General features: G+C 73.2%; 22 protein-coding genes. 11 read left to right on the forward strand and 11 right to left on the reverse strand.

Features of this window, described 5'->3' with window-relative positions; translation table 11 throughout:
* Nucleotides 1-58: 58 nt before the first annotated feature.
* The 3 genes from AB0M03_RS20470 to AB0M03_RS20480 all read right to left on the reverse strand — a co-directional run bounded on the left by AB0M03_RS20470 (nucleotide 59) and on the right by AB0M03_RS20480 (nucleotide 2,777).
* A complete protein-coding gene (locus AB0M03_RS20470) occupies nucleotides 59-1,111 on the reverse strand; it encodes a DUF6301 family protein (RefSeq protein WP_363492976.1) in 1,053 nt (350 codons plus the stop codon).
* Nucleotides 1,112-1,203: 92 nt separating this feature from the next.
* Complete coding sequence (locus AB0M03_RS20475) at nucleotides 1,204-2,172, reverse strand: aldo/keto reductase (RefSeq protein ID WP_363492977.1); 969 nt, start codon at nucleotides 2,170-2,172, stop codon at nucleotides 1,204-1,206.
* An 11-nt stretch (nucleotides 2,173-2,183) separates the two neighbouring features.
* Entirely contained in the window at nucleotides 2,184-2,777 is a 594-nt protein-coding gene (locus AB0M03_RS20480) for an NAD(P)H-dependent oxidoreductase (protein WP_363492978.1), read from the reverse strand.
* A gap of 113 nt (nucleotides 2,778-2,890) precedes the next feature.
* On the opposite strand from AB0M03_RS20480, the gene AB0M03_RS20485 reads away from it, so the two are divergent.
* From AB0M03_RS20485 to AB0M03_RS20495, 3 genes are all read left to right on the forward strand, one after another.
* Nucleotides 2,891-3,727, forward strand: a complete 837-nt coding sequence (locus AB0M03_RS20485; protein WP_363492979.1) for a helix-turn-helix transcriptional regulator — start codon at nucleotides 2,891-2,893, stop codon at nucleotides 3,725-3,727.
* 96 nt (nucleotides 3,728-3,823) lie between these two features.
* Nucleotides 3,824-5,017 carry an MFS transporter gene (locus tag AB0M03_RS20490; RefSeq protein ID WP_363492980.1) on the forward strand — a complete coding sequence of 398 codons (1,194 nt, stop codon included), beginning with the start codon at nucleotides 3,824-3,826 and terminating at the stop codon, nucleotides 5,015-5,017.
* Between the two features lie 105 nt (nucleotides 5,018-5,122).
* On the forward strand, nucleotides 5,123-5,752 hold the full coding sequence (locus AB0M03_RS20495; protein ID WP_363492981.1) for a TOPRIM nucleotidyl transferase/hydrolase domain-containing protein: 630 nt from the start codon (nucleotides 5,123-5,125) through the stop codon (nucleotides 5,750-5,752).
* Here the strand turns inward: AB0M03_RS20495 and AB0M03_RS20500 are convergent.
* Nucleotides 5,662-6,216 (reverse strand): hypothetical protein, encoded by a 555-nt coding sequence (locus AB0M03_RS20500; RefSeq protein WP_363492982.1) that lies wholly within the window; start codon nucleotides 6,214-6,216, stop codon nucleotides 5,662-5,664. The genes AB0M03_RS20495 and AB0M03_RS20500 overlap by 91 nt on opposite strands.
* Nucleotides 6,217-6,316: 100 nt before the next feature.
* Nucleotides 6,317-9,163 (reverse strand): DUF6493 family protein, encoded by a 2,847-nt coding sequence (locus tag AB0M03_RS20505; RefSeq protein WP_363492983.1) that lies wholly within the window; start codon nucleotides 9,161-9,163, stop codon nucleotides 6,317-6,319.
* A 229-nt stretch (nucleotides 9,164-9,392) separates the two neighbouring features.
* On the opposite strand from AB0M03_RS20505, the gene AB0M03_RS20510 reads away from it, so the two are divergent.
* Nucleotides 9,393-10,025: an HAD family acid phosphatase gene (locus tag AB0M03_RS20510; RefSeq protein ID WP_363492984.1), complete on the forward strand. Its 633-nt coding sequence runs from the start codon at nucleotides 9,393-9,395 to the stop codon at nucleotides 10,023-10,025.
* Nucleotides 10,026-10,109: 84 nt separating this feature from the next.
* Here AB0M03_RS20510 and AB0M03_RS20515 read toward each other — a convergent pair whose 3' ends face one another.
* Complete coding sequence (locus AB0M03_RS20515) at nucleotides 10,110-10,901, reverse strand: maleylpyruvate isomerase family mycothiol-dependent enzyme (RefSeq protein ID WP_363492985.1); 792 nt, start codon at nucleotides 10,899-10,901, stop codon at nucleotides 10,110-10,112.
* Nucleotides 10,902-11,558: 657 nt separating this feature from the next.
* Nucleotides 11,559-11,909 (reverse strand): hypothetical protein, encoded by a 351-nt coding sequence (locus AB0M03_RS20520; protein ID WP_363492986.1) that lies wholly within the window; start codon nucleotides 11,907-11,909, stop codon nucleotides 11,559-11,561.
* A 277-nt stretch (nucleotides 11,910-12,186) separates the two neighbouring features.
* Here AB0M03_RS20520 and AB0M03_RS20525 point away from each other — a divergent pair, with 277 nt between their 5' ends.
* The gene (locus AB0M03_RS20525) at nucleotides 12,187-13,383 is read left to right on the forward strand and encodes an Ig-like domain-containing protein (protein WP_363492987.1); all 1,197 of its coding nucleotides are present in this window, start codon (nucleotides 12,187-12,189) and stop codon (nucleotides 13,381-13,383) included.
* 144 nt (nucleotides 13,384-13,527) lie between these two features.
* Here the strand turns inward: AB0M03_RS20525 and AB0M03_RS20530 are convergent, their stop codons facing one another.
* On the reverse strand, nucleotides 13,528-13,959 hold the full coding sequence (locus AB0M03_RS20530; RefSeq protein WP_363492988.1) for a hypothetical protein: 432 nt from the start codon (nucleotides 13,957-13,959) through the stop codon (nucleotides 13,528-13,530).
* A gap of 300 nt (nucleotides 13,960-14,259) precedes the next feature.
* Here AB0M03_RS20530 and AB0M03_RS20535 point away from each other — a divergent pair, with 300 nt between their 5' ends.
* Both AB0M03_RS20535 and AB0M03_RS20540 read left to right on the forward strand, forming a co-directional pair.
* A complete protein-coding gene (locus AB0M03_RS20535; RefSeq protein ID WP_363492989.1) occupies nucleotides 14,260-14,553 on the forward strand; it encodes a DUF1905 domain-containing protein in 294 nt (97 codons plus the stop codon).
* A gap of 237 nt (nucleotides 14,554-14,790) precedes the next feature.
* Nucleotides 14,791-15,225, forward strand: a complete 435-nt coding sequence (locus tag AB0M03_RS20540) for a VOC family protein (RefSeq protein WP_363492990.1) — start codon at nucleotides 14,791-14,793, stop codon at nucleotides 15,223-15,225.
* Nucleotides 15,226-15,493: 268 nt separating this feature from the next.
* Here the strand turns inward: AB0M03_RS20540 and AB0M03_RS20545 are convergent, their stop codons facing one another.
* Together AB0M03_RS20545 and AB0M03_RS20550 are read right to left on the reverse strand one after the other, a co-directional pair.
* Complete coding sequence (locus AB0M03_RS20545) at nucleotides 15,494-15,706, reverse strand: hypothetical protein (protein WP_363492991.1); 213 nt, start codon at nucleotides 15,704-15,706, stop codon at nucleotides 15,494-15,496.
* A gap of 293 nt (nucleotides 15,707-15,999) precedes the next feature.
* The gene (locus tag AB0M03_RS20550) at nucleotides 16,000-16,668 is read right to left on the reverse strand and encodes a peptidylprolyl isomerase (RefSeq protein WP_363492992.1); all 669 of its coding nucleotides are present in this window, start codon (nucleotides 16,666-16,668) and stop codon (nucleotides 16,000-16,002) included.
* Between the two features lie 202 nt (nucleotides 16,669-16,870).
* On the opposite strand from AB0M03_RS20550, the gene AB0M03_RS20555 reads away from it, so the two are divergent.
* Nucleotides 16,871-18,286 carry a lamin tail domain-containing protein gene (locus tag AB0M03_RS20555; protein WP_363492993.1) on the forward strand — a complete coding sequence of 472 codons (1,416 nt, stop codon included), beginning with the start codon at nucleotides 16,871-16,873 and terminating at the stop codon, nucleotides 18,284-18,286.
* A gap of 76 nt (nucleotides 18,287-18,362) precedes the next feature.
* Here the strand turns inward: AB0M03_RS20555 and AB0M03_RS20560 are convergent, their stop codons facing one another.
* The gene (locus AB0M03_RS20560) at nucleotides 18,363-19,283 is read right to left on the reverse strand and encodes a phosphatidylinositol-specific phospholipase C (protein ID WP_363492994.1); all 921 of its coding nucleotides are present in this window, start codon (nucleotides 19,281-19,283) and stop codon (nucleotides 18,363-18,365) included.
* Between the two features lie 49 nt (nucleotides 19,284-19,332).
* Between AB0M03_RS20560 and AB0M03_RS20565 the strand changes: the two genes are divergently transcribed.
* From AB0M03_RS20565 to AB0M03_RS20575, 3 genes are all read left to right on the forward strand, one after another.
* Nucleotides 19,333-19,500, forward strand: coding sequence for a hypothetical protein (locus AB0M03_RS20565; RefSeq protein WP_363492995.1), 168 nt, complete (start codon nucleotides 19,333-19,335; stop codon nucleotides 19,498-19,500).
* A 101-nt stretch (nucleotides 19,501-19,601) separates the two neighbouring features.
* A complete protein-coding gene (locus tag AB0M03_RS20570) occupies nucleotides 19,602-20,387 on the forward strand; it encodes a hypothetical protein (RefSeq protein WP_363492996.1) in 786 nt (261 codons plus the stop codon).
* Nucleotides 20,388-20,651: 264 nt separating this feature from the next.
* Nucleotides 20,652-22,112 carry an amino acid permease gene (locus tag AB0M03_RS20575; RefSeq protein ID WP_363492997.1) on the forward strand — a complete coding sequence of 487 codons (1,461 nt, stop codon included), beginning with the start codon at nucleotides 20,652-20,654 and terminating at the stop codon, nucleotides 22,110-22,112.
* Nucleotides 22,113-22,181 lie beyond the last annotated feature (69 nt).

A 22,181-nucleotide genomic window follows, 5' to 3' on the forward strand; every position in this document is an offset into this window, starting at 1 on the left:
TGGCCGGAGGGCCGCCCGGGGACGAGGAGGGTGATCGCCGGGTCCGTGGGCCGGGCCGTCAGACGACGGTCATGCGGAGGCCGGGGAAGCCGATCCGGTAGGGACTCCGGAACTCCGCCTCGCCGCCGAGGAGCAGGTCCGAGTGGGACCCGACCCCGGCGGCCCTGGCGGTGCGCACGATCAGGGAGGCGATCGCGGTGCCCGCCTGCAGGTCTCCGGGGCCGCCGGCGTCGATGCGCCACGGGGCCCCTCCGTCGAGGTCGGCGGGGAGGTGCCCGGTCGGCAGGGCCTCCCGTGGGGTCCATCCGAGAGCGGCGGCGTTCGCCCCACTGGCCGCCTCGGGGACGCGGTACTCGGTGTAGTCGACGTAGAGGCGGTCCGTGCAGGTGATGGAGAACAGGAGGGGTCCGCTGTTGTCGTGGGCGAGCCGCCCGTACAGGGGCATGCTCTGGACGATCCCGGTCGCCACCGTCTCCGCGGCGAGCGTCCTGAGGAACCCGCCCAGGCCGAGCTCCAGATCCTCCCAGGTTCCGTGGCCCTCCCAGCGGGGGTGGTCCAGCGGACGTTCACCTTCGAGGACGCCCACGAAGCCTTCGCCGGCCAGCGCGAACCAGGACTCCCACACCTCGCTGGACTGCAGGACCAGTTCGGGCCCGCCGGCCCCGGCCCGCAGTTCGACGGTCACCTCCCCTAGGCGCCAGCGCAGGAACGGCCTGCCCCAGACGGGATCCATGCGGAAGCCGGCCAGCCCGTGGAATCCCGCGGCTCCGGCGTAGGTCGCCTCCCCGCACACCCGGCGGACGGCGTCCGCGACCCGGCGGAACTCCTCCGCCTGGGGCCGCACCTCCGGTGCCGGCCGGCTCACCGGTACCACCAGTTCCAGGTACGCCTGCGTCGGGGCGTACGTCCGGGCCCGCGCATCGACGGGCACGAGCTCCGCGTCTCCGCCCGGGAGCCCGGTCAGCACCCGGACCCGACCGTCGGGCTCGGCCACCCACGTCCAACCGAGCCGGTCGACCAGGGCCCGCATGTCGTGCTCGCTCCAGCCCGGCCCGACGGAGCCGGCTGTCAACCGGCGGACCACGGACCCGATGTCCTCGCTACTGATCATGGTTTCTTCTTATCAACCGGCCCCGACATCGCCCGCACCGAGGGAGCCAGGAGACCTCCGCCCGCCCGAACACGGGTGGCGGGCGGCCGCGGTCAGAATCCGGTCGGCAGGCGGGGCGTGTAGTGGCTCTCCAGGTCGGCGATCTCGGTATCGTCGAGGTGCACGGCGAGGGCGTCCGCCGCGTCCTGGAGGTGGACCGGGTCCGTCACGCCGACGACGGGGGCGGCAACAGTCGGGTTGTGGAGGACCCAGGCGAGGGCGACCTGCGCCATGGACCGCCCGCGCCGCGCCGCGATCCGCTGCACCGCGTCGACGATCGGGCGGTCGACGCCGCCGAAGAAGCGCTGCCCGACGGAATCCTTCGCGGAACGGCCGGTCACCCGCCCGTGCGGCCGGGCCAGGCGCCCCTTGGCGAGGGGGCACCACGGCAGGCTGGAGACGCCCTGATCGGCGAGCAGCGGGAACATCTCCCGCTCGTCCTCGCGCTGGACGAGGCTGTACTGGTTCTGCATCGACACGAACCGCGTACCGTCCTGCTGCGCCGCCGCGGACTGCATCTTGGCGAACTGCCACGCCCACATGGACGAGGCGCCGATGTACCGGACCTTCCCCGCCGTCACCACCTCGTGGAGGGCCGCCATCGTCTCGTCGACCGGCGTTGCGGGGTCGAACCGGTGGATCTGGTAGAGGTCGATCCAGTCCGTGCCGAGCCGGGTGAGCGATGCGTCCACCTGACGGAGGATCGCCTTCCGCGACAGCCCCGAGCCCTCGGGGCCGTCGTGCATCGGGAGTCCCACCTTGGTGGCGAGGACGACGTCCTCGCGCCGGGTGTACGTCCGCACGGCCCGGCCGACGATCTCCTCCGAGGTGCCGCCGGCGTAGACGTTGGCGGTGTCCCACAGGGTGATGCCCAGTTCGACGGCCTGCCGGAACACCGGTGCCGCCGCCCGTTCGTCCAGGACCCAGGGGTTGACCCCCTGCACCGGGTCCCCGAATCCCATGCAGCCGAGTGCGATCCGGCTGACCTTCAACTCCGTGCCGCCGAGCGGAACGTACTCCATGGCCGTCCTCCTCACGCCGGGTAGGGCGCGGCCTCGCGCGCCGCGCTCAGTGCGCCCGCCCACCAGGCCAGTCGGTCCAGCAGGGTCTTGGCGTACCCGGGCGCCCCGGCGTCGAGCGGGCGGCCGTCCTGCCACGCGGTGAAGTAGTTCGGGAAGGCCAGGCCGTCGCGGATCGTCACCGCGTGCAGTTCGGTCAGCACGTTCTCCAGGTGCAGCACCGCGTGCCGGCCGCCCGCCGCACCGCCGTAGCTGACGAACGCCACGGGCTTGGCCGTCCACTGCGTGAAGTGCCAGTCGATGGCCGCCTTCAGCGAGGCGGGGTAGCTGTGGTTGTACTCCGGTGTGACCACGAGGAACGCGTCGGCGCTCTCCAGGGCCGACGTCAGCCGGGCCATGCCCGCCGGACGGGGATAGCCGCCGCCAGCGAACTTCGGCGGCGCGGCGGGCAGTGCCAGCGGGAGGTCGACATCGGCCAGGTCGACCACGTCCACCTCGAACCCTCCGTGCTCCCTTGCCCGTTCGGCGACCCACGAGGCGACGACCGGGCCGAACCGCCCTTCGCGGACGCTTCCGACGATGATCAGCAGCTTGTGCGTGTTCTCCATGCCCACCACCATCGGCCCGCGCGGCGACCGTAACCAGACCCCGCTCAGACTGGCCCCCGCAGGGCCACGCTGAGCACTCCTCGACCGGTCCGGCGGCGCCCTATGCTCCCACCATGGGTACGCCGTTGGGGGACTTCATCCGCACCAAGCGCGACAGCATCCAGCCGGAATCGCTCGGGCTGCCGGACCGCGGCCGCCGCCGCTCACCGGGGCTGCGCCGCCTGGACCTCGCCACGCGGGCCGGCATCAGCGTCGAGTACCTGACCCGCATCGAACAGGGCCGCGACCGCAATCCCTCGGTGCAGATCGTGAACGCGCTCGCCGACGCGCTCAGCCTCGACCCCTCGGAGCGCAACCACCTGCGGTACCTCTGGAAGATCACGGGCGGTGAGTGCGCCGGCCGCACCCGGCCCGCACCGCCGCCCCGAGAGGTCCGACCGGCCGTACTGGACGTGCTCCGCCTCGTCGAACCGGGGATCGCCGCGGTGACCAACCGGCTGGGCGACGTCCTCGCCCACACCGGCGGCTACCGGTCGGTGATGGGTGCGGGCGGACTGCTCGAGACCGACGCCCCCAACCTCACCCGCTACGTCTTCACCGACCCGAGGGCCCGCACGTTCTTCGCCGACTGGGACGACGTCGCGGACGAGCAGGCCTTCGACATCTGGCTCGGGCCGTCCGTCGAGAACTCCGAGTGGCTCACCGCCGAACTCGCCCCCGTCGCCGGCCCCGACTTCACGAAGCGCCTGAACCGCCACAGCATCCCGCAACGCGGCGTCCTGCGCCTCGCCCACCCGTCCGGGCACGAGCTCCGACTGCTGCGCGAGACGCTAGAACTCACCACGGACGCCCAGCAACTGATCGTCTTCCTGCCCGCGGACGAGGAGACGACCCGGGCACTCGACCTGCTCCGCCACCAGGCCCCCGCCCGGCTCCGCGCCATCTCGTGAAGCGCCGGCCCCCGTCGCCGGTGGCCGGTCCTCCTCAGTGGTGGGAAACGGACCGCTCCGATACCCCGCGCCGCTACCGAAGGGCTCACGTCAGTCGTGATCGTTCCCCGCAAGGCCCGATGGTCGTTGTCCGCGCTCTTCTTCGCGGAGGCGTCCTCGATCCTGGGGACGGAGATGGCAGCCGTCGCCCTGCCCTGGTTCGTCCTGGTCACTTCCGGGTCCGCCGGTCAGATGGGTGCCGTCATGGCCGCCGAGTTCGCCGGGATCGCGCTGTGCGGCATCCCCAGCGGCCCCCTGGCCGTCAGGCTCGGCCCCAAGCGCACCATGATCGTTTCCGATATCGCCCGTGCGGTCCTCGTCGCCCTGATCCCCGCCCTGCACTGGTCCCACCTGCTGTCGCTGCCCTGGCTGCTGGCGCTCGGGTTCGGGGTCGGCGCCTTCTTCCCCGCCTACTCGTCGTCCCAGTGGCTGGCCATGGCACGCCTGGTGAACGAGGACGAGGCCCGGCTCACCAGGGTGGGGAGCCTGTTCGGCGCCGTGAACGAAACAGGAAGCTTCGCCGGCCCCGCGCTGGGCGGCCTCCTGATCGCGGCCCTGGGCGCCCCGGCCGTGCTGCTGATCGACGCGGTGTCGTTCCTGGTGCCGGCACTGATGGTGGCGGCGTTCGTGCCCCGGACCGCGAAGCCCGCCGCCGACGAGGGCACGCAGAGCGTTGCGGCAGGCCTGCGATGGCTGCTGCGCGACCGCCGGCTGTCCCGGCGCATCCTCGGTGTCGGCATCCAGAACATGGGCTGGACGGCGATGATGGCCACCCTGCCGGTGCTGGCACTCACCCGCTTCGACGGCGGCTCCCGCATGGCGGGCTGGTTCGTGGCCGCCTACGGCGCCGGCTCGGTGGCAGGAGGCCTGATGGCCAGCCGGATCAAGGCGCCGACCGATCGGACGGCCGCCGTGGCGGTCTGCGGCTTCGCCCTTTCCACCTGGCTGCTGCTGGTCTCCTGGTCCCCCTGGATCGTCGGCCTGGGCGTGGCCCTCGGCGGGGTGTCGTTCGGCGTGTTCTTCGCCCGCTTCTTCTCCACCCTCGCCACCCGCACCCCGGCCGGGGTCAGGACCCAAGTCATGATCGCCGTGAACACGGCCCTCTCCGTCACCGGCCCCATCGGCTTCGTCGCCGCAGGCCAGCTGCTGCAGCACGCATCCGCCACCGCAAGCCTCCGGCTCGTGGCGATCTCCGCTTCCTGCGGCGCACTGATCGTGGCCACGACGTTCCAACGGTCCCGGCCTTCCTGACCGGGACGGAACCGCCCGTCCGCTCCGCCGTCACCGTGACGCCGCGGGGCCCGGCCGACGGAAAATTCCGTGCCGCGCCCGCCCGGGCAGGAGCAGGATCTCCTCATGACGGACATGCGAGCGTTCCGGGATGCGGTCGGCGACTGGGCGGCGGGCAGCCCCGGTGGGCCTGCGAGTGAACTGGCCGTACGGCTGCGCGTACGGACCGCGGTACTGCTGGAAGGGCCGAGCGATCTCGCGGCCGTCGAGACGCTGGCCGCTCGCTACGGCAGGGACCTGCCCGCCGAAGGGGTGTGCGTCATACCCATGGGCGGCGCGATGAACGTCGGCCGCTACGCCACCCTCCTCGGGCCTCCCGGACTGGGTCTGCGCCTCGCCGGACTGTGCGACGTGGGCGAGCAGCGCTTCTACGACCGCGCCCTCGAGGGGGTCGGCGCACCGCGCCGAGGGTTCTTCACGTGTGCGACGGACCTGGAGGACGAACTCATCCGCGCGCTCGGCGTGGCACGGGTCGAGGAGGTCCTCCGGGCGGAGGGCGACCTCCCGGCCTGGCACACCTTCGTACGCCAGCCCGCACAGCACGGCCGGCCCCCGCACCACCAGATGCGGCGCTTCCTCGGCACGAAGAAGGGCCGCAAGATCCGCTACGGCCACCTCCTGGTCGAAGCCCTCGAACCCGGGAACGTGCCCGCTCCCCTCCACGACCTGCTCGCGCACCTGCAACCCGAGCGCTGACCGACGCCGACGGCAGCCCCGTACTGCGCCGGCCGGTTGCCCACCGCGGCGAGGACCCCGGCGGCCTGCCGGTACGCGGTGGCCGCCTTCTCGCACCTCTGCAGGTACCGCAGGCCGCTCGCGCGGTAGCTCGGTGCCCACGCCTCCTGCTCGGCGTCGCCGATCCGACGGGCCGGCTCCCGGGCGTCGTGGGCCAGTTCGATCCCGCGCCGGTACCGGTGCAGGCACATGACGGACGTCCAGGTGAGGTAGTTCAGGTGGACGGTCTCGGCACGGACGTCGCCGCACACGCGGGCGGCGTCCACCGAGAGCTGGAAGACCTCGCCCCAGGTGTCCCAGCGCATGAGCCGGCCGGAGAACCAGTGCATCGCCTCGGCCGTGTCGATCACCTGTCGGTGCCGGCCGGCGGCCGGTGCGCGGCGGAGCGCGGCGAGCCGTTCGGCGTGCTCCTCCTCCAGCCGCATGCGGCGGCGGCCTGTTCGAGTGCGGCCGCCTGCCGGGGGGTGAGTCGGAGGGCGGAGGCCAGGGCCTGGACGGTGCGCCGTTGCGGGCCGCGTTCCCCTCTCATGATCCCGGGGAACGGCGCAGCACCTCCCGGAGCCGGGCGGCCTCCGTCCGGACCCGCCGGGGGGCGGCGGGAGCGGTGAGCGCGTCGAGGACGGGCAGGTCGGCCCGGATGCCGGAGGCGGCGGCGCATTCCGCTGCGGTGGTCAGGAGGTCCGCCAGCCCGCGGCGGGCGGGTGCGGCGGCGGCCTCCGCGATCAGTGCGGCGAGGACGGGCCACACCGCCGGGCCCGCCCCGCCGCGGGCCGCGTCGGCGAGGACGGGCAGGAACCGGTTCGGCTTGGCGACCGTGAGCTCCCAGAGCCCGGCGAGCCGCCCGCCGAGGTCCCGCCCCTGCAGGGTGCCGCGCGCGGCCATGGTCAGCAGCGCGTCCAGGGCGGCCGTGCGGTGGTCGGCGCGGGCGGCCGTCAGCCCGTACGCGAGGGCCAGGTGGCAGACCGGGCCCGGGGTGCCGGGTGCCTCGGCGAGCAGGGGCAGCACCGGGTTCGCCCCGCGCTGGCCGTCGCCGTCCAGCGCCTGGACGGCGAGGGCCGGGACGGCGTGGGCCGCGGCGGACTCGGGGTGCCAGGGCGTCTGGACGGGCAGCTGCGCGAGCCAGGCCGAACCGGCCGCCCAGTGCCCGCCCACGACGAACAGCACGGCCTCGCCCGGGTCGGGCACCGCGGACAGCAGGGCGGCGGGCCGGTCGACCGGCGCCACCGCCGCCGGATCCGGCCCCGGACGGCCGCACGGGGCGATCCTGGGGGCCATCGGGGGCTTCCAGCCGTACGGGCCCGTCCGCTCCGGCATGTCCGGGCGCTGGACGTGGAAACCCTCCGGCAGTTGCAGGGGCGCGGTGGGCGGCTCGGCGCCGAGCCCGCGGGCCAGGTCGGTGGCTGCGGCCACCGCCTCCGGCGGCAGCCGGAGCAGTGCCTGGGCGAGGTCGACGGGCCACGGGACGGCACCGGCGGCCCGGCAGGCGTCCAGCCGGTCCGCGAACACGGCCGGGTCGAGCGTGCCGTCGGCACCGGTCGGCGTCGCCAGCAGGACCGGCACCGGGCCGCCGGAGCCACCGCGGTCGGCGCGGTGGCCGGCGAGGCCGGACGCGACCTCGAGCACCCGCAGCGCCGGCAGCACGGAAGCGGTGCGGAGGTGGGCAGGCAGGGCACACAGTTCTGCGGTGTAACCCTCGGGGTCGTGGCCGTGGTCCTCCCCGGCGAGGACGTCGAACAGACAGCCCAGCACGACTCGGACGTTGCGCAACTCGACCGAGTGGAACCAGTGGCTGCGGCCGCGGCGGGCGGCGAGCGGGGCGAGTGCCTCGGCGACCGCCGGTGCGTCGCGGTGGTGCTCCGCGACGACGGCGGCGAGGACCACCTCGAACTCGGCGGGCTCCGGGCTGTGGTCGGCCAGCAGGGCGGCCAGCCGCTCGGCGAGTTCGTACGGCCCGGACACGGCCGGCGGCATCGGGCGGGCCAGCACGGGGGCGGCCGGCGGCAGCGGGCCGGGGGTGGCTGCGGGGCCGGCGCCCGCGTCGGCCGCCGCGTCGGCCGTCGCGTCGTCGGTGCCGAGCAGGCGGCGGGCGTCCGCCGCCGGCACGGGCCCGAGCCCTCGGGCCGCGGTGCGGAGGGTGCGGACGGTGTCGGGCCCGGCCTGCGCGAGGTGGCGGGCCGCGAGTTGCAGGGCCTTGTCCTGGACGCCGGCGGCCGGGTGGGCGAATCCTGCGGCGACCGCGGGCAGCAGGGCGTCGGCCTGCGCCGGGTGGTGGCGCAGCAGGGAGCCGGCCCAGGTCAGTTGGGTGTTGGCCAGGGTCTTCTCGGGGCGGCCGAGGACGGCCTCGGTGAGTTCGGCGAAGGTGTCGGCCGGCAGCCGGTCGCCGAGGGTGCGGAGGGCCGCCTGGGCGGTCTTGGCGGCGGTGGGCGCCCCGTCGGCGGCCAGCCGGAGGTAGTCGCGGGAGCGGGCGAGGATCTCGTCCGGGTCCGGTGCGAGTGCGTCGTGCAGGTGGAGGAAGCCGCGCAGGTTGCCCGGCCGGTCGCCGCGGAGCAGTTTGCCGAGGCAGTGGTCGAGCAGTTCGGCGCGGTCGAGCACGCCCTCGGCGGCCAGCGCGGCGAGGGCCTCGGGCCACTCGTTGTCGGGTCCGGACCGGGCGGCGTACGGGTCGGTGAACTCGGCGCCGACGTCCGGGACTTCGAACAGTCGGCGGACGAATTCGGCGAGCCGGGGCTGGGCGCGCAGCCAGGAGAGCAGGGTGTCGTGGTGCGGCACCGGTTCGCGCAGGCCCTGGTCGGCGAACCACTCGGCGATCTCGCGGTGCTGGTACCGCATCAGGCCGCCCTGGCGCACCCAGCCGGTGACGTAGCCGTCGGTGGCCGGCACCGCCGCGCCGGACCAAACGGCGAGGCCGTGCGCCACCAGCCAGCGGGGGCCGTCCCCGCGCGGCGGCAGCCACTCGGCGAGGCGGGTGGCGAGTTCGCACTGCCAGGCGGTGCTGCGGTGCGGTTCCAGCAGGACGGCGAGCAGTGCGCGGTGGTCCGCGTTGGTGGAGCCGCCGTCGGGCAGCGTCCAGGTGACGTCCCGCAGGCGGCGGTGGGTTAGCCAGTCGAGGGCCTCGGCCGGGGTGCGGGCGGCGGACAGGCCGGCCGCCTGGAGTGCCGCCAGCTGTCCGTAGGCGGGGAAGGAGCGGTTCGCATCGGCGGACACCGCCTCGCGGAGCAGCTCGGACCGCAGCTTGCGCAGCGGGGTGCGGAGGTGGGCCAGTCGTTCCGCGGGCACCCCGGACAGCCGCTCGATCACCGGGCCCGGGACCCGGCCCGCGATCAGAGCCCGTACCTCGTCCCAGCCGATCACCGTGGCCGTGCCGTCGTTCACCGCTCCCCGCCTTTCCCGCACCGCCGTGGTGCCGGCAGGAACCGTAGCGGGTGTTGACGACACCGGACCGGCCGCCGGACCCGCCCGCATGCTGCCGGGGCGTGAGGCGCGGGCGAAGTCCGGTGGGGCGCAGGGGAATCGGGTTCCGCAATGATCTTCGCCCGATGTCTACCGACAGGTAACCGGGATGGGTCATCCTGCTCCCACCCTCGAACAAAGGAGCATGGGCATGGCAGGACGGTTCGGAGTGCGGCATCTCGCGGTCGTGGTGGCGACGGGCGGTGTGCTGCTCGTCGGGGCGGCGCAGCCGGCCGCCGCCGCGGAACCCGCCCGGGGCGCGGACCAGGTGCAGACCCTCGGCCGCCCGGACGTGCCGTACGAGACCTGGCTGAAGGACGTCCAGGTGGTCGCCGACGCCGCGGGCGCCTACGTGCAGGAGAGAGTGCCGCAGGCGCCGACGGGCTACCGGCCCGCGGTCGTCCTCGACATCGACAACACCTCCCTGGAGACCGACTACACGCCGTCCTACCCGACGCCAGCGGTCGCGGCGGTGCTGAAGGTGGCGCGGGCGGCGCACGACCGCGGAGTGAAGGTCTTCTTCGTCACCGCCCGGCCGGACTTCATCGACGCCTTCACCCGGTACAACCTGACCAAGGTCGGCTACCCGGTCGACGGGCTGTACGGCCGGTCGCTGTTCGACCTCTTCCAGGAGACCTCGGCCTTCAAGACCGCGAAGCGCCAGGAGATCGAGCGCAACGGCTACACGATCATCGCCAACATCGGCAACAACACCACCGACCTGGTGGGCGGTCACGCCGAACGGACCTTCAAGCTGCCCGACTACGGCGGCGTGCTCTCCTGAGACCCGCCGACCCGGTACGCCACCCCCGGACCGCCCTGCTCGCGGCGGGCCCCGGGGGCGGCGTGGCCGGCGCCCCGTGACGTCCTACTCCTCCGGCTCCCAGGCGCGGAGCAGGTCGAACAGCCCGGCGTCGCCGTCGATCCGCACGGAGTCCACCGGAACGCGGTCGTAGAGGAAGAGGACCAGTTCACCGGCCGTGGCGTGGACGGAGACGCCGGCCGCGTCCGGGCCCTCGCCGCCGGTGGCGGTGGGCAGACGGGTGGTCCGGGCGCCGTCGCCGTCGACCGTGAGGCGCCAGGAGCGCCCCTCGGCGGCGTGGAAGTCGAAGGCGGTGGGCTTGTGCGGCCAGGCGCTGGGCGTCGCGACACAGGTGAACAGGAACTCCTCGACACCGTCGAGGGCCACCTCGGCCGGCAGCGGCTGCGGGGCGCCCGCGGCGAGCTGGGCGTCGTAGGTGTGCACCGCACTCTCCTGGACCCGGTGCCGGGCGACACCGCCGGAGGTCCGCGGCGTCTGCAGGGCACTCCACCACGCCCAGCAGCCGCGGTCCGGGCCCGCCTCCCGCAGCGCGCCCAGGAGCAGCTGCGTCGACTCCTCCAGCCAGGCCACCAGGGCCTCGCGCTCCCGCGGCGGGGTTAGGGTGGCCCGCTCGGCGGCGGCCTCGGCGGGCGGGGCCTCGGCGGGGCCCGCACCGACGATGGCGGCCCAGAAGCGGTCGCCCCCGCCCAGGTGCTGCGCCAGGTCGAACAGCGTCCACTCGGGGCAGGTCGGCACCTGTGCGTCAAGGCCGGGCGCGGAGGCGACCGCGGCCCGGAACGCGGTCGACCGTTCGTCAATCAGCCGCAGGAGGTCGGAGAACTCGAGAGTGTTATGCACCCCGGGTGTCTACCACCCTGCTCGGGCCGCCGGAAAGCGGTTTTCCCGGCCGCCGCGGCAGCGGCGCAGCACGGGCCGCTCGGGCTGCCGGGGAGGGGCGGACGGCGGGCCGCCGTCCGTCCGCTGTCACGGCGTCAGCCGCGTCACGGCTCCCACCGCGCCGGCGCGGTGGGAGCTGACCGTGGCACCGTCCCCGCCCAGTGGGGCACCCTGGCGCGGCCGGCGCCCCGCACCGGGCCGGTCCCGTCGGCCACGGACAGCGCGGTGTTCTCGTCCAGCGCGATCCCGTCCGCCGCCGACCAGATGGACCGTCACTTCTTCTCTCTCCCCTTCGGTGTGCGAGCTCACCGGTCTCAGAGGCCGTGCTCGGGTCGTGGTGTGGGCCGGACCGCGTGGAAGCGACCTGGGGAATCGAAGGGTGGAGGCCCTGCCGGCACAGCAGGGCCTCCGGGATCGCAGGCTGTGACGGGCAGTGGCTCGGCTCATCGGTCGGTGAACGGGTCACCGGGGCTTGGGGCGTCCGGATCGGTGAGGAGGACGAGTACGACGACCCGGAGGCGGCCGAGGCCGCCCAGCGGGCCCTCGCCGAACGGCACGGCACGCGGGCTCCGCGCCGTTGGCGGCGTCGCTCCCGACGGCGTCACGACCGCCACGGGCTCAGTGCCTGAACGGGAAGCTCGGCGCGGTCCGGCACGAGGCCTCCATCGGCTCGCCGACCTGCGAGGGGGCAGGTGACCCCATTCCGGTGACGTAGAGCCAGGTCAGCCCCGCGGCGACGGCGAGCATCGCCGGCACCAGGTACCAGCTGCTGTGCGGCAGCGGGGAGAGCACCGCGCCGAGCACCAGCAGCGCGACGAACATGAGGACCCACACGGAGCGGGCGGCCGCGGCCGCCCTGGGATCGGGCTCGTGATCCTGGGTCAGGCACCAGTGCCACGCCTCACCCACCCGGGTGTTGCCGTAGAGGACGCCCGTCGTGGCGATGAGCAGCGCTGCCGCGCTCCACACCGCAACCCGCGCGCAGCCACCGGCACTCCCGTGTTCCTCCACATACCCCATACCGGCCCCCGACCGATCGTCCTGTGCCTCGCGACGCACCCCGCCCGCTCCCGGTTCCCGGGCGCAGGCCGCGGCGCAAGGAGCCCGCTCACGGCGAGGACGCACCTCGGAGATGCGCCGGGTCCCTCCGGTACGCATCCGTGACACTGTTCGATCATTTCGGCCGCAACCTGCGTGCCCCTCGACGCGTGTACCTCTCCGGAAGATCCGATGGAGGGGGGCCGTCGTGCGACGGACATCGATGGCGGGTGCGGCACTGGGCGGGGTTCTCCTGCTGACCGCGTGCAGTGGTGGCGGGGCCGACGGCACCGGGGAGGCCTCCGGCGGGTCGGGGGGTACCGGCGGGGGCGGTGCGGCGAAGGCGTCCGCGGCCGTGCTGTCGATCGAGCCGAAGGACGGCGCGCAGAACGTGGCCCCGGGCGCGGTCAAGGTGTCGGTGGCGACGGGCAAGCTGACCGAGGTCGCCGTCACCGGCGCGGACGGCAGGCCGGTCGAGGGCTCCGTCGCCGCGGACGGCCTGACCTGGATCCCGGCCACCGGCGGCCTCGCGGTCGGCTCGGCCTACACCGTGAACGCCAAGGCCGTGGACGCCTCCGGTGTGGCGACCACCGCCACCGGCAAGTTCACCACCCTGACCCCCACGAAGACCGCCAAGGTCGAGGACAACGTCGTCACGGGCCGGAAGTTCGGCGTCGGCATGATCATCTCGGTGCACTTCGGCGTGAAGGTCAAGAACAAGAAGGACGCCGAGAAGGCCATCACCGTGGAGGCCTCGGACGGCACCGAGGTCAGGGGTCACTGGTTCGAGAACGACACCCGCCTCGACCTGCGTCCCGCCGCCTACTGGAAGCCCGGCACCACGGTGAAGATCCACCTGGGGACCAAGAGCGTGGAACTCGCACCCGGCGTGTACGGCGCGACCCAGCGCGACGAGAACTTCACCGTCGCCCGCTCCCGGATCAGCGAGGTCGACGCCCGCACCCACCAGATGGTGGTCAAGGAGGACGGCAAGCCCGACCAGACCATCCCGATCACCGCGGGCACCGACGACAACCCGTCCTGGAACGGCACCATGGTCATCTCCGCCATGAGCCGGATGGAGAGGATGACCTCCCGGGGCCAGGTCGGCCTCGTGGGCGAGGGCTACGACGCCGTCGAGCCGCACGCGATGCGGCTGACGACCAGCGGCACCTACCTGCACGGCAACCCGCAGGCCGGCGGAGCCGTCGGCCGCTCGAACATCAGCCACGGCTGCATCGGCATGGTCGACACCCCGGCCGGCGACGACGACTCCACCGCCGGCAAGGTCTACGCCGCCTCCCTCGTCGGCGACGTCGTCATCATCCGAAACTCCGTCAAGAAGCATCCCCTCGACCCCGCCAACGGCCTCAGCGGCTGGACCATGCCCTGGGCCCAGTGGTGACCGCAGCCCGCCCGGCCGCCGACGGTTCGGCGCGGACCGGACCGGCAGGGGCGGGCACGGGCGGGGATGCGAAGACAGGGGCATGGGACGACAGAGGACCAAGACCTTCTGCCCGGGTCCGGCGGAGATGGCGTCCTTCCCGCTTCAGCGCTGACCTGGAGAAGCGGTGGACGGCGGCATCAGGCAACGGGTGTTGATCCGGAAGAGCAGGCGGTCGGTACCACCGCCCGTCTCGACGCTGACCAGGTAGCGGCCGTCGGTGTCGGTGGCGTCCAACAGCGCGGACGGCCGGCCTTCCCAGGTCTCCCGGTAGCCGTCGATGCTGAACTTCTGTTGCTCCAGTACGGCGCGGATCTTCTTGACGGCCTCGGGGTGCTGTTGCAGGGGAACGGTGCTGTCGACCGCGTAGCTGAGGGTGTAGCGGCCGTCGTCGGCGACCTCGTCGTTCTTGCCGACGCAGTTGCTGAAGAACGGCTTCGCGGTGGTCGGCGACAGTGTTACTCCGGCGCTCTGCGCGAGGGACTCCGTCATGTGCTGCGCCCACGCCTGGGCGTCGGCCTTGGCCATGACGGGCAACGGATCGTTCCTTCCCGGGGTGGACATGCATCCTCCGGCAGTCAGGGTGGTGAGGGCAGTCAGTACCAGGGCGAGGATCCGACGGACCGGTACAGCCGATCCGCGAAGTTCGCTCGGCTCGACGTCGATCCGGTCGCTCACTCTGATCCCCCTGGTCCGTGACACGAACGCAGAGCCTAAGAAAGCGGTGTGACACCTGGTATCCGTACAAGTACTCGACTCGGGACCCGTCGGCACACGGGACCTGGACAGCGTTACGCTGCAGGGCCCGGGCTCCCCTTCAGGAACGGACTCTCCCCCATGGACCTCGCCTTCGCCGGTCGCGTCATCGAGTGGCGCGGGCCCTCGCCGTTCTACTTCGTCCCGGTGCCGGAGGAACAGTCCGCCGACATCCAGGAGATCGCCTCGCAGGCCACGTACGGCTGGGGCGCCATCCCCGTCGACGCCCGGATCGGGAACGTGGCCTTCGCCACCTCGCTCTTCCCGAAGGACGGCCGCTACCTGCTCCCGCTCAAGAGCGCCGTGCGCAAACCCCATGGCCTCGCGGCGGGCGACCGGGTGAGCGTCGAGATGACGGTCCGCCTCAACCGCTGACAGGCACAGCCCCCCCCCCGCCGAGCGGGCTACCGCTGCCCCGTCCTCGGCTCGCTCGGCCGGCCGCTGAGCGGGTCCAGGGTGAAGACCGTGATCTCCTTCTCCGTGGTCACCGTGGTCCGGTCAGGCCCGGACCACTCTGCGCTCTTGAAGTAGCCGCGGCCGGGCCACGCAGAATGGATCGGACGGGCCGCCGGTTCTCCGTCCACACGTTCGCCGTCCGCACGAGGAGCCACGATGTCCGACGCAGCCCCTGCCGCCTCCGGGAACGAGCCCGCCGTTCGCGAACTCCGTCTGGTGGTGACGGCGGACGACTACGAGGAGGCGCTGCACTTCTACCGCGACGTGCTCGGGCTGACCGAGCGCGGTGCCTTCGCCTCGCCCGGCGGCCGGGTGACCATCCTGGAGGCCGGCCGCGCCACCTTGGAGATCACCGACCCGGGCAACGCCGCGTTCATCGACGAGGTCGAGGTCGGCCGACGGGTGGCCGGCCACATCCGGGTGGCCTTCCAGGTCGACGACTCCACCGCCACCACCGCCGCACTCGCCGCGGCCGGGGCCGAGGTGGTCGCCGAGCCGGTCCGCACACCGTGGAACTCGCTCAACTCCCGGCTGGAGGCACCGGGTGCCCTCCAGCTCACCCTCTTCACCGAACTCGGCGAAGAACAGTGACCCGCACCGAGGCGGATGCCCGGGGTGCCGCTGACGGCCTGGTGGAGAAACTCGTCCGGAGACGGCACCGTCGCGTGCGCCCTGCCGACAGCGGCGGCTCGCACTCGGCAGGCGGGCGCGGCACCCGAGGTGGGTGCCCTGCCCGAACTCCTCATCGCCCCACGGGTGCCACGAGCCCGAGCGACGGACTCACCGCAGTGCGGTCCCTGCCCGGTGACGTGCCGGCCCGGCCCGCCCGGCCCGCCCGGCCGCCGGAGCGGCGCACGGATCAGCGGGCAGGGCTCGCCGTGGCGGCCGGGGTCTCGCAGGTGCCGGGCGCGGCGTCGTGGTGTCCCGCCAGCCAGAAGCCGGCCAGGAGGCCCGCGACGGCCAGGACGCGGTGCCGGTTCTGCTTCCACCAGGACGGCGACCCGGCTGCCATGAAGCGCAGCTGGGTGTACTCCGGATGCACCTGTGGCGGTGCGTCCTTGAAAAGTCCCATCAGGTCAACTCCTCTCCCTTGAGGGGGATTGACGACCATACGCCCCATCCGTCCTTGATCGCCGGGATTATCGGACCTGCGATGCCGGTACGGCAGGCGGGACGGCGACCCGTCCGCCCGCCGCCGGGACAACGGCTCTCGCCCTTCCGCCCACCCGGGTCCTGTCCGGCCGCGGCCGACAGCGCACCGGCCGGAACCGGCCCGGGCGATGGCCCGCAGGCCCGTCCGGTGCAGTACCGGACGGGCCTGCGGGCGGCGCGGGGCTGGCGGCGCCCGATGCGACCTTCGGTCGCTCAGCGCTTGGTGATGCCGACGTGCCGGATGTTGACGGGCAGGTTCGGGAAGCCGTCGCCGGGGTTGTTCTGGTCGTCCTCGCCGCCCGCGGCGATCTTCTGCAGGACGTCGAGCCCGGCCGTGACCTGCCCGAACGGCGTGTAGTTGGGCGAGAGCTTGGTGTCCTTCCAGACGAAGAAGAACTGGCTGCCGTTGGTGTTCGGACCGGCGTTGGCCATGGCGACCGTTCCGGCCGGGTAGGTGGCGCCCTCCAGGTTCTCGTCCGGGAAGGAGTAGCCGGGCCCGCCGCTGCCGGTGCCGGTCGGGTCGCCGCACTGCAGCACGAAGATCCGCTGGGTGGTGAGCCGGTGACAGTGGCTGCGGTCGAAGTAGTCGCGCTCGGCCAGGAACCGGAACGAGAAGGTGGTGCACGGGGCCTTGTCGGTCAGCGCCTTGAAGGTGATCCGGCCCTGACTGGTCCGCAGGGTCGCGCTGTACGGCTTCGCGGCCTTCTTCGCGTCGAAGACGGGGATGCCCTTGAAGTTGTCGGCCGGAACCGCCGGTGTGTAGCTGCAGGCAGTGGTCGCCGTGCCGCCGCCGTCGGACGGCAGGGCTACCGCGGTGGTGCTGGACAGGGCCAGCGGCAGGGTGGTCAGAGCGGTGAGCAGGGCCCAGGACTTGCGCTTCACGTGGCAGCCTTCCGGGTGGAGTTGGCGCGGACCCGTCATCCATGCCCCGCCCGAACGGCGGCCATGCGCCGCACGGACGGCGGCCGCGCCGGGGCTCCGGTTCGTCCAGCGTTCACAACACACTCGCCTGCCGGAGGAGGCCCGTTCGGCACGGACCGGGACGGTGGTGCCGGCCTGTCAGCACGACCCCAGGACGGACTTCGTGACAGCATCACGCATGCCCCGGTGGCGCCGCAGCCTCCGCCTCTTCCTCGTCGCCGTCGCCGGCCCGGCGCTGGCCCTCGGGCCCCTCGCCGTGTCGCCGGCCCAGGCGGCCCCGGCGGACGACGTCCGGATCAACGAAGTGGTGACCACCGGCAGCGTCAACGACTCGATCGAGCTCTACAACAAGGGCACCGCCGCGGTCGACGTGTCGGGCTGGGTCCTCAAGGACGACAACAACGGCTCGAACTACACGATCGCCTCCGGAACGGTGCTGGCCGCGGGCGGGTTCCGGGCCTTCGACGTCCACAACTCGTTCGGCCTGGGCTCATCCGACAAGGCGCGGCTGTACCTGCCGGGCGGCAGCACGCTGGTCGACAGCTTCACCTGGAGCAGCCACTCCTCGCCGTCCTGGTCGCGCTGCCCGGACGGCACGGGCACGTTCGGGTCGGCGGCGCTGACCCTGGGCGCCGCCAACAGCTGCGGCGGCGGGGGCACGCCGGCGGCGTGGCCGGGCGGCAGCTCGGTCGCGACGGCCGACGCCTCGAACGTGTTCGGCACGGACCTCAGCGGCCTCCACCAGGAGGGCGGCGTGATGTGGGGCGCGCAGAACTCCGGCAAGCTGTGGCGCCTGGTCCCGAACGGCTCCGGCGGCTGGCAGCCGGACACCGCCAACGGCTGGACCTCCGGCAAGACGCTGCGCTTCACCGGCGGCACCGGCACGCCCGACAGCGAGGGCGTGACGGTCACCGGCTCCGGCTCGTCGGCCGGGGTGTTCGTGGCGAGCGAGCGCAACGGCGACGCCTCCGGCACCAGCCGGCTGTCGGTGCTGCGGTACGACGTGAGCGGCACGGGCACCACGCTGACCGCCGCCAAGGAGTGGAACCTCACCGCCGACCTGCCGTCGGTGGGCTCCAACCTGGGCTTCGAGGGCATCACCTGGGTCCCCGACACGGCGCTGACCGCGGCCGGCTTCAAGGACGAGTCGACGGGTGCCGCCTACAACCCGGCCGGGTACGGCACGCACACCGCCGGCGTGTTCTTCGTCGGCGTCGAGGGCACCGGCACGGTGTACGGCTACGTGCTGCAGGACTCCGGCGCCTTCACCCGGGTCGCCTCGATCAGCAGCGGGATGGCCGGGGTGATGGAGGTGCAGTGGGAGCCCCAGGCCTCGCGCCTGTGGGTGGTCTGCGACGACACCTGCAGCGGCCAGCACCGGACGATGCAGGTCAACGCCTCCGGCGTGTTCGCCACCATTGCCGTCTACAACCGTCCGAGCGGCATGGCGAACATCAACAACGAGGGCTTCACCCTGGCCGGGGCGGGCGAGTGCACCGCCGGCTCCAAGCCGGTGTACTGGGCGGACGACAGCAACACCTCCGGCCACGCGCTGCGCCGGGGCACCGTCAACTGCTGACACGGCGTCGGTGACCGCGGCCCCGGCCTCTCGGCCGGGGCCGCCGTCGTGCGGGCCCGGGCGGGTGCCCTCGCCGTCAGCCGCCGAAGTTCAGCGCGTACAGGCTGCGCGCGGAGTCCGCCGTCACGAAGTCCATCGGGACCGTGCCGAGCACCGGGCGGGAGGCGTGGTCGAGCCCGCCGAGGTAGCCGCGGAGCTTCGAGGCGGCGGCGTCGGCGGCCTGCCGCGGCCACAGGCCCCAGCCCGAGCTGGAGGTGAAGGTGAGGAACAGCCGGTTCGGGTCGCCGGAGGCCCGGGCGGCGTCCAGGTGCGCGGAGACCTCCGGCCACTTGCGGTTGTAGAAGTCGAAGATGGTGCCGATGTCGTAGTCGTCCTCGATGTCGGTGCGCGGCCCGCCCCAGCGGATGCCCGGGAGCGCGCCGTTGTCGGCGAGCAGCACGATCCGGCCGCGGACCTCGCCGAGCCGCGGTATGCGGTCCTCGGTCCACATCAGGCCCGGCCAGCGGCGCCGGTAGTCGGCGAAGATCGCCCCGAAATCGGCGTCCGGGACGCTGGAGTACTCCTGCTTGACCCGCATCACCACGGTCTCGCCCGGATGGGCGGCGAGGAACGCGCCGACCTGGTTGAGCACGTCACCGAAGAAGATCTTCTGGAAGAACGACGAGTGGTGGATCGCGAACACCCCGTCGATCGCCCGGCACCGGATGTCCAGGAACCTCACACCGGCGGCCAGTTGGTCCGGGACACTGAGGGTCTGGGTCTGCACCAGCGCCCCGCCGTACAGGGCACAGGTGTCGTGGGTGCCGGGGAGGGTGAGCCGGGACAGCACGGCGTCCGGGCCGAGTGCGCCGAGCCAGTCGGCGCCGCCGGGGACGCTCGCGGCCCGGACCGCGGAGGCCTGCGGCGCACCGAGCCCGAGCCCGGCACCGGCGAGCGCGGCGGCGAGCGCGGAGCGGGCGAACGTGCGTCTCGTGATCGGAGTGTCGGTCAGGAACAAGGGAACAACCTTCCGGTGAGGATCCGACAGGTCATGAGCATGCCCATTATTGGCGCCGCCCGCCCCCACGGCCATACCCGCGACAGCCCGTACCGGCCCGGGACCGGGCGGTGGTCCGGCCGAAGAGGCGGCCGGCGAGATCGACGCCCGCGACGGCGCCGGCCTCGTCGCCGCCGCCCTGATCTTCCTCCCCGCCACCTTCGACATCCCGGGCTGACCGACCGGCACCGGCCTCCGCCGCCACACCGGGCACTGCACCGGGCGGCGGCGCCGTCGCACGCCTCCGATATCCTCCCGGCATCGCGGAGGAGGGAACGTGTGAACGAGCGGGCCAGGAAGGCCGCCCCGTGGGTCGTCCTGATCCTCGGCATCACCGGCCTCGTCGTCTACCGGCCGGAGCCGCGGGAGCACGGCGGGTCGGCCCCGCACCGCCTGCCCGCCCCCGAAGCGGCGCCCCTCGTCGCCCCGCCGACCGTCGACACCCCGCTGCCCGGCGGCGGGACGTCCCTCCACAGCCGGTGCGGCGAGAAGGGCTTCCACCTCCTCCCCCAGCCCCCGCCCGAGCCGGAGCGCGCACCCGACCGCCCGGTGCCCGGGCCGCGGCTCACCCTCGGCTCGTACGGGTCGGTGTCCGAGGGCGCGCACGATCCGGGCCGCTTCGAGATCGGTCTGCTGCTCGCAGCGGGCCCGGGCGGGACGATGGACCTGCCCGACCGGCTGGCCCCGCAGGGCGTCGTTGTGGAGATCGAGGGCCCGGACGGACTGGTCGGCGGCGGGTACGGGCTGCGGGTGGAGTTCGGCGAGGGGGCGAGCCGCAGCCCCGAGGGACACATCCGCCTCGGGCCGGACGCGGCGAGCGGGATCGTGGTCCTCCCGGCCGAGGCCCTGTGCGCAGGACACGACCTCACGACCGTGACCGAGCGGCTGATGGCGCCCGTCGACGCGCACAACACCGCCGCCGGCCGGCCCCCGTACACGCTCACCGTCTCCTTCGCCCGGCCCGCGGTCGGGGAACTTCGCCGCGAGGCGCGGGCCCCCGTCCGGGGCGAGGTGCTGAGCGCCGACAACCGGATGGACTTCCTGAACCTTCCGCCGTCGGCCTGATCGGTCGACACGGCCGGCCCGCCTACCGGCAACCCCTACGCCCGAATCTGATTCTGCAGGCGTAAATCCCAAGCTCCCGCACGAAACGAGGGAGAAAGCTCAAATCTCCTGCAAATCTATGCCAAACGTGACATCTGCCACTGCCGAGAAGCCTCGCCTGCCGCCAGGATGTGCCGTCAGCCCCGTGCCGCGGTGACCACCCTCACCACCGTCGCACCGGGGCGAAGCAGGACATCCCTCCCCTCACGAAGGCGAAACAACTCCATGAGTGACCGCACGACGACTGCGGCCGGCCCGCTCGCCACCGGGGCGCCGACGGCCCCCTCCCCGCACGTCGACGCCGGAGACGCCGGGTACCGCAAGGACCTGAAGTCCCGTCACGTCAACATGATCGCCATCGGCGGCGCGATCGGCACCGGGCTCTTCCTCGGCGCCGGCGGCCGCATGGCGAACGCGGGCCCCTCCCTCTTCATCGCGTACGCGGTCTGCGGCGTCTTCGCCTTCTTCGTGGTGCGCGCGCTCGGCGAGCTGGTCCTCTACCGGCCGTCCTCCGGTGCCTTCGTCTCCTACGCCCGCGAGTTCATGGGCGAGAAGGGCGCCTACACGGCGGGCTGGCTCTACTTCCTCAACTGGTCGACCACGGCCATTGCCGACATCACGGCCGCCGCGACGTACGCCCACTTCTGGGCGATGTTCAGCAGCGTCCCGCAGTGGGTCCTGGCGCTGATCGCCCTCGCCGTCGTCCTCGCGGCCAACCTGATCTCGGTGAAGTACTTCGGCGAGATGGAGTTCTGGTTCGCGATCGTCAAGGTCGCCGCGCTGGTCGCCTTCATGCTCGTCGGCATCTTCCTGGTCGTCACCCGGCACGAGGTCGGCGGCCACACCCCGGGCCTCGCCACCATCACCGACAACGGCGGGATCTTCCCCGGCGGTGTGATGCCGATGCTGCTGCTCGTCCAGGGCGTGGTCTTCGCGTACGCCTCCGTCGAGCTGTGCGGCGTCGCGGCCGGCGAGACCGAGCACCCCGAGAAGATCATGCCGAAGGCGATCAACTCCATCATGTGGCGTGTCGGCCTGTTCTACGTCGGCTCGGTCGTGCTGCTCGCCCTGCTGCTCCCGTACACCGCCTACTCCGGGGAGCAGAGCCCCTTCGTCACCGTCTTCGACAAGCTGGGCATCCCCGGCGCGGCCGGCGTGATGAACCTGGTGGTCCTCACCGCCGCCCTCTCCAGCCTGAACTCCGGCCTCTACTCGACGGGCCGCATCCTGCGTTCGATGTCGGTGGCGGGCTCCGCGCCGAAGTTCACCGGCGTGATGAACAAGGGCGGCGTCCCCTACGGCGGCATCCTGCTGACCGCCGCGTTCGGCGTGCTCGGCGTGGTGCTGAACTACGTCATGCCGGGCGAGGCGTTCGAACTGGTCGTCAACTTCGCCTCGATCGGGATCCTCGGCACCTGGGCCATGATCATGGTCTGCTCGCTGCTGTTCTGGCGGCGCGCCGAGGCCGGTCGGGTCACCCGGCCCGGCTACCGGCTGCCATGGGCCCCGTGGACGCAGATCGTCACGCTGGGCTTCCTCGCTTCCGTGGTGGTGCTCATGTGGCTGGACGGCGGCGTGGGCCGTACCACCGTCACCTGCCTCCCGCTGATCGCGGCCGCGCTGGTCGGCGGCTGGTTCCTGGTCCGCGGCCGGGTCCGGGCGACCGCGGAGGCCCACCGGGACTGACGGGCACGACCGGCACCGGCCGGGCCCCTGCGGGAAAGCGTCCCGCAGGGGCCCGGCCGGTGCGTGCGG

The organism is Kitasatospora sp. NPDC051914, assembly GCF_040680995.1.
Classification (GTDB): Bacteria; Actinomycetota; Actinomycetes; order Streptomycetales; family Streptomycetaceae; genus Kitasatospora.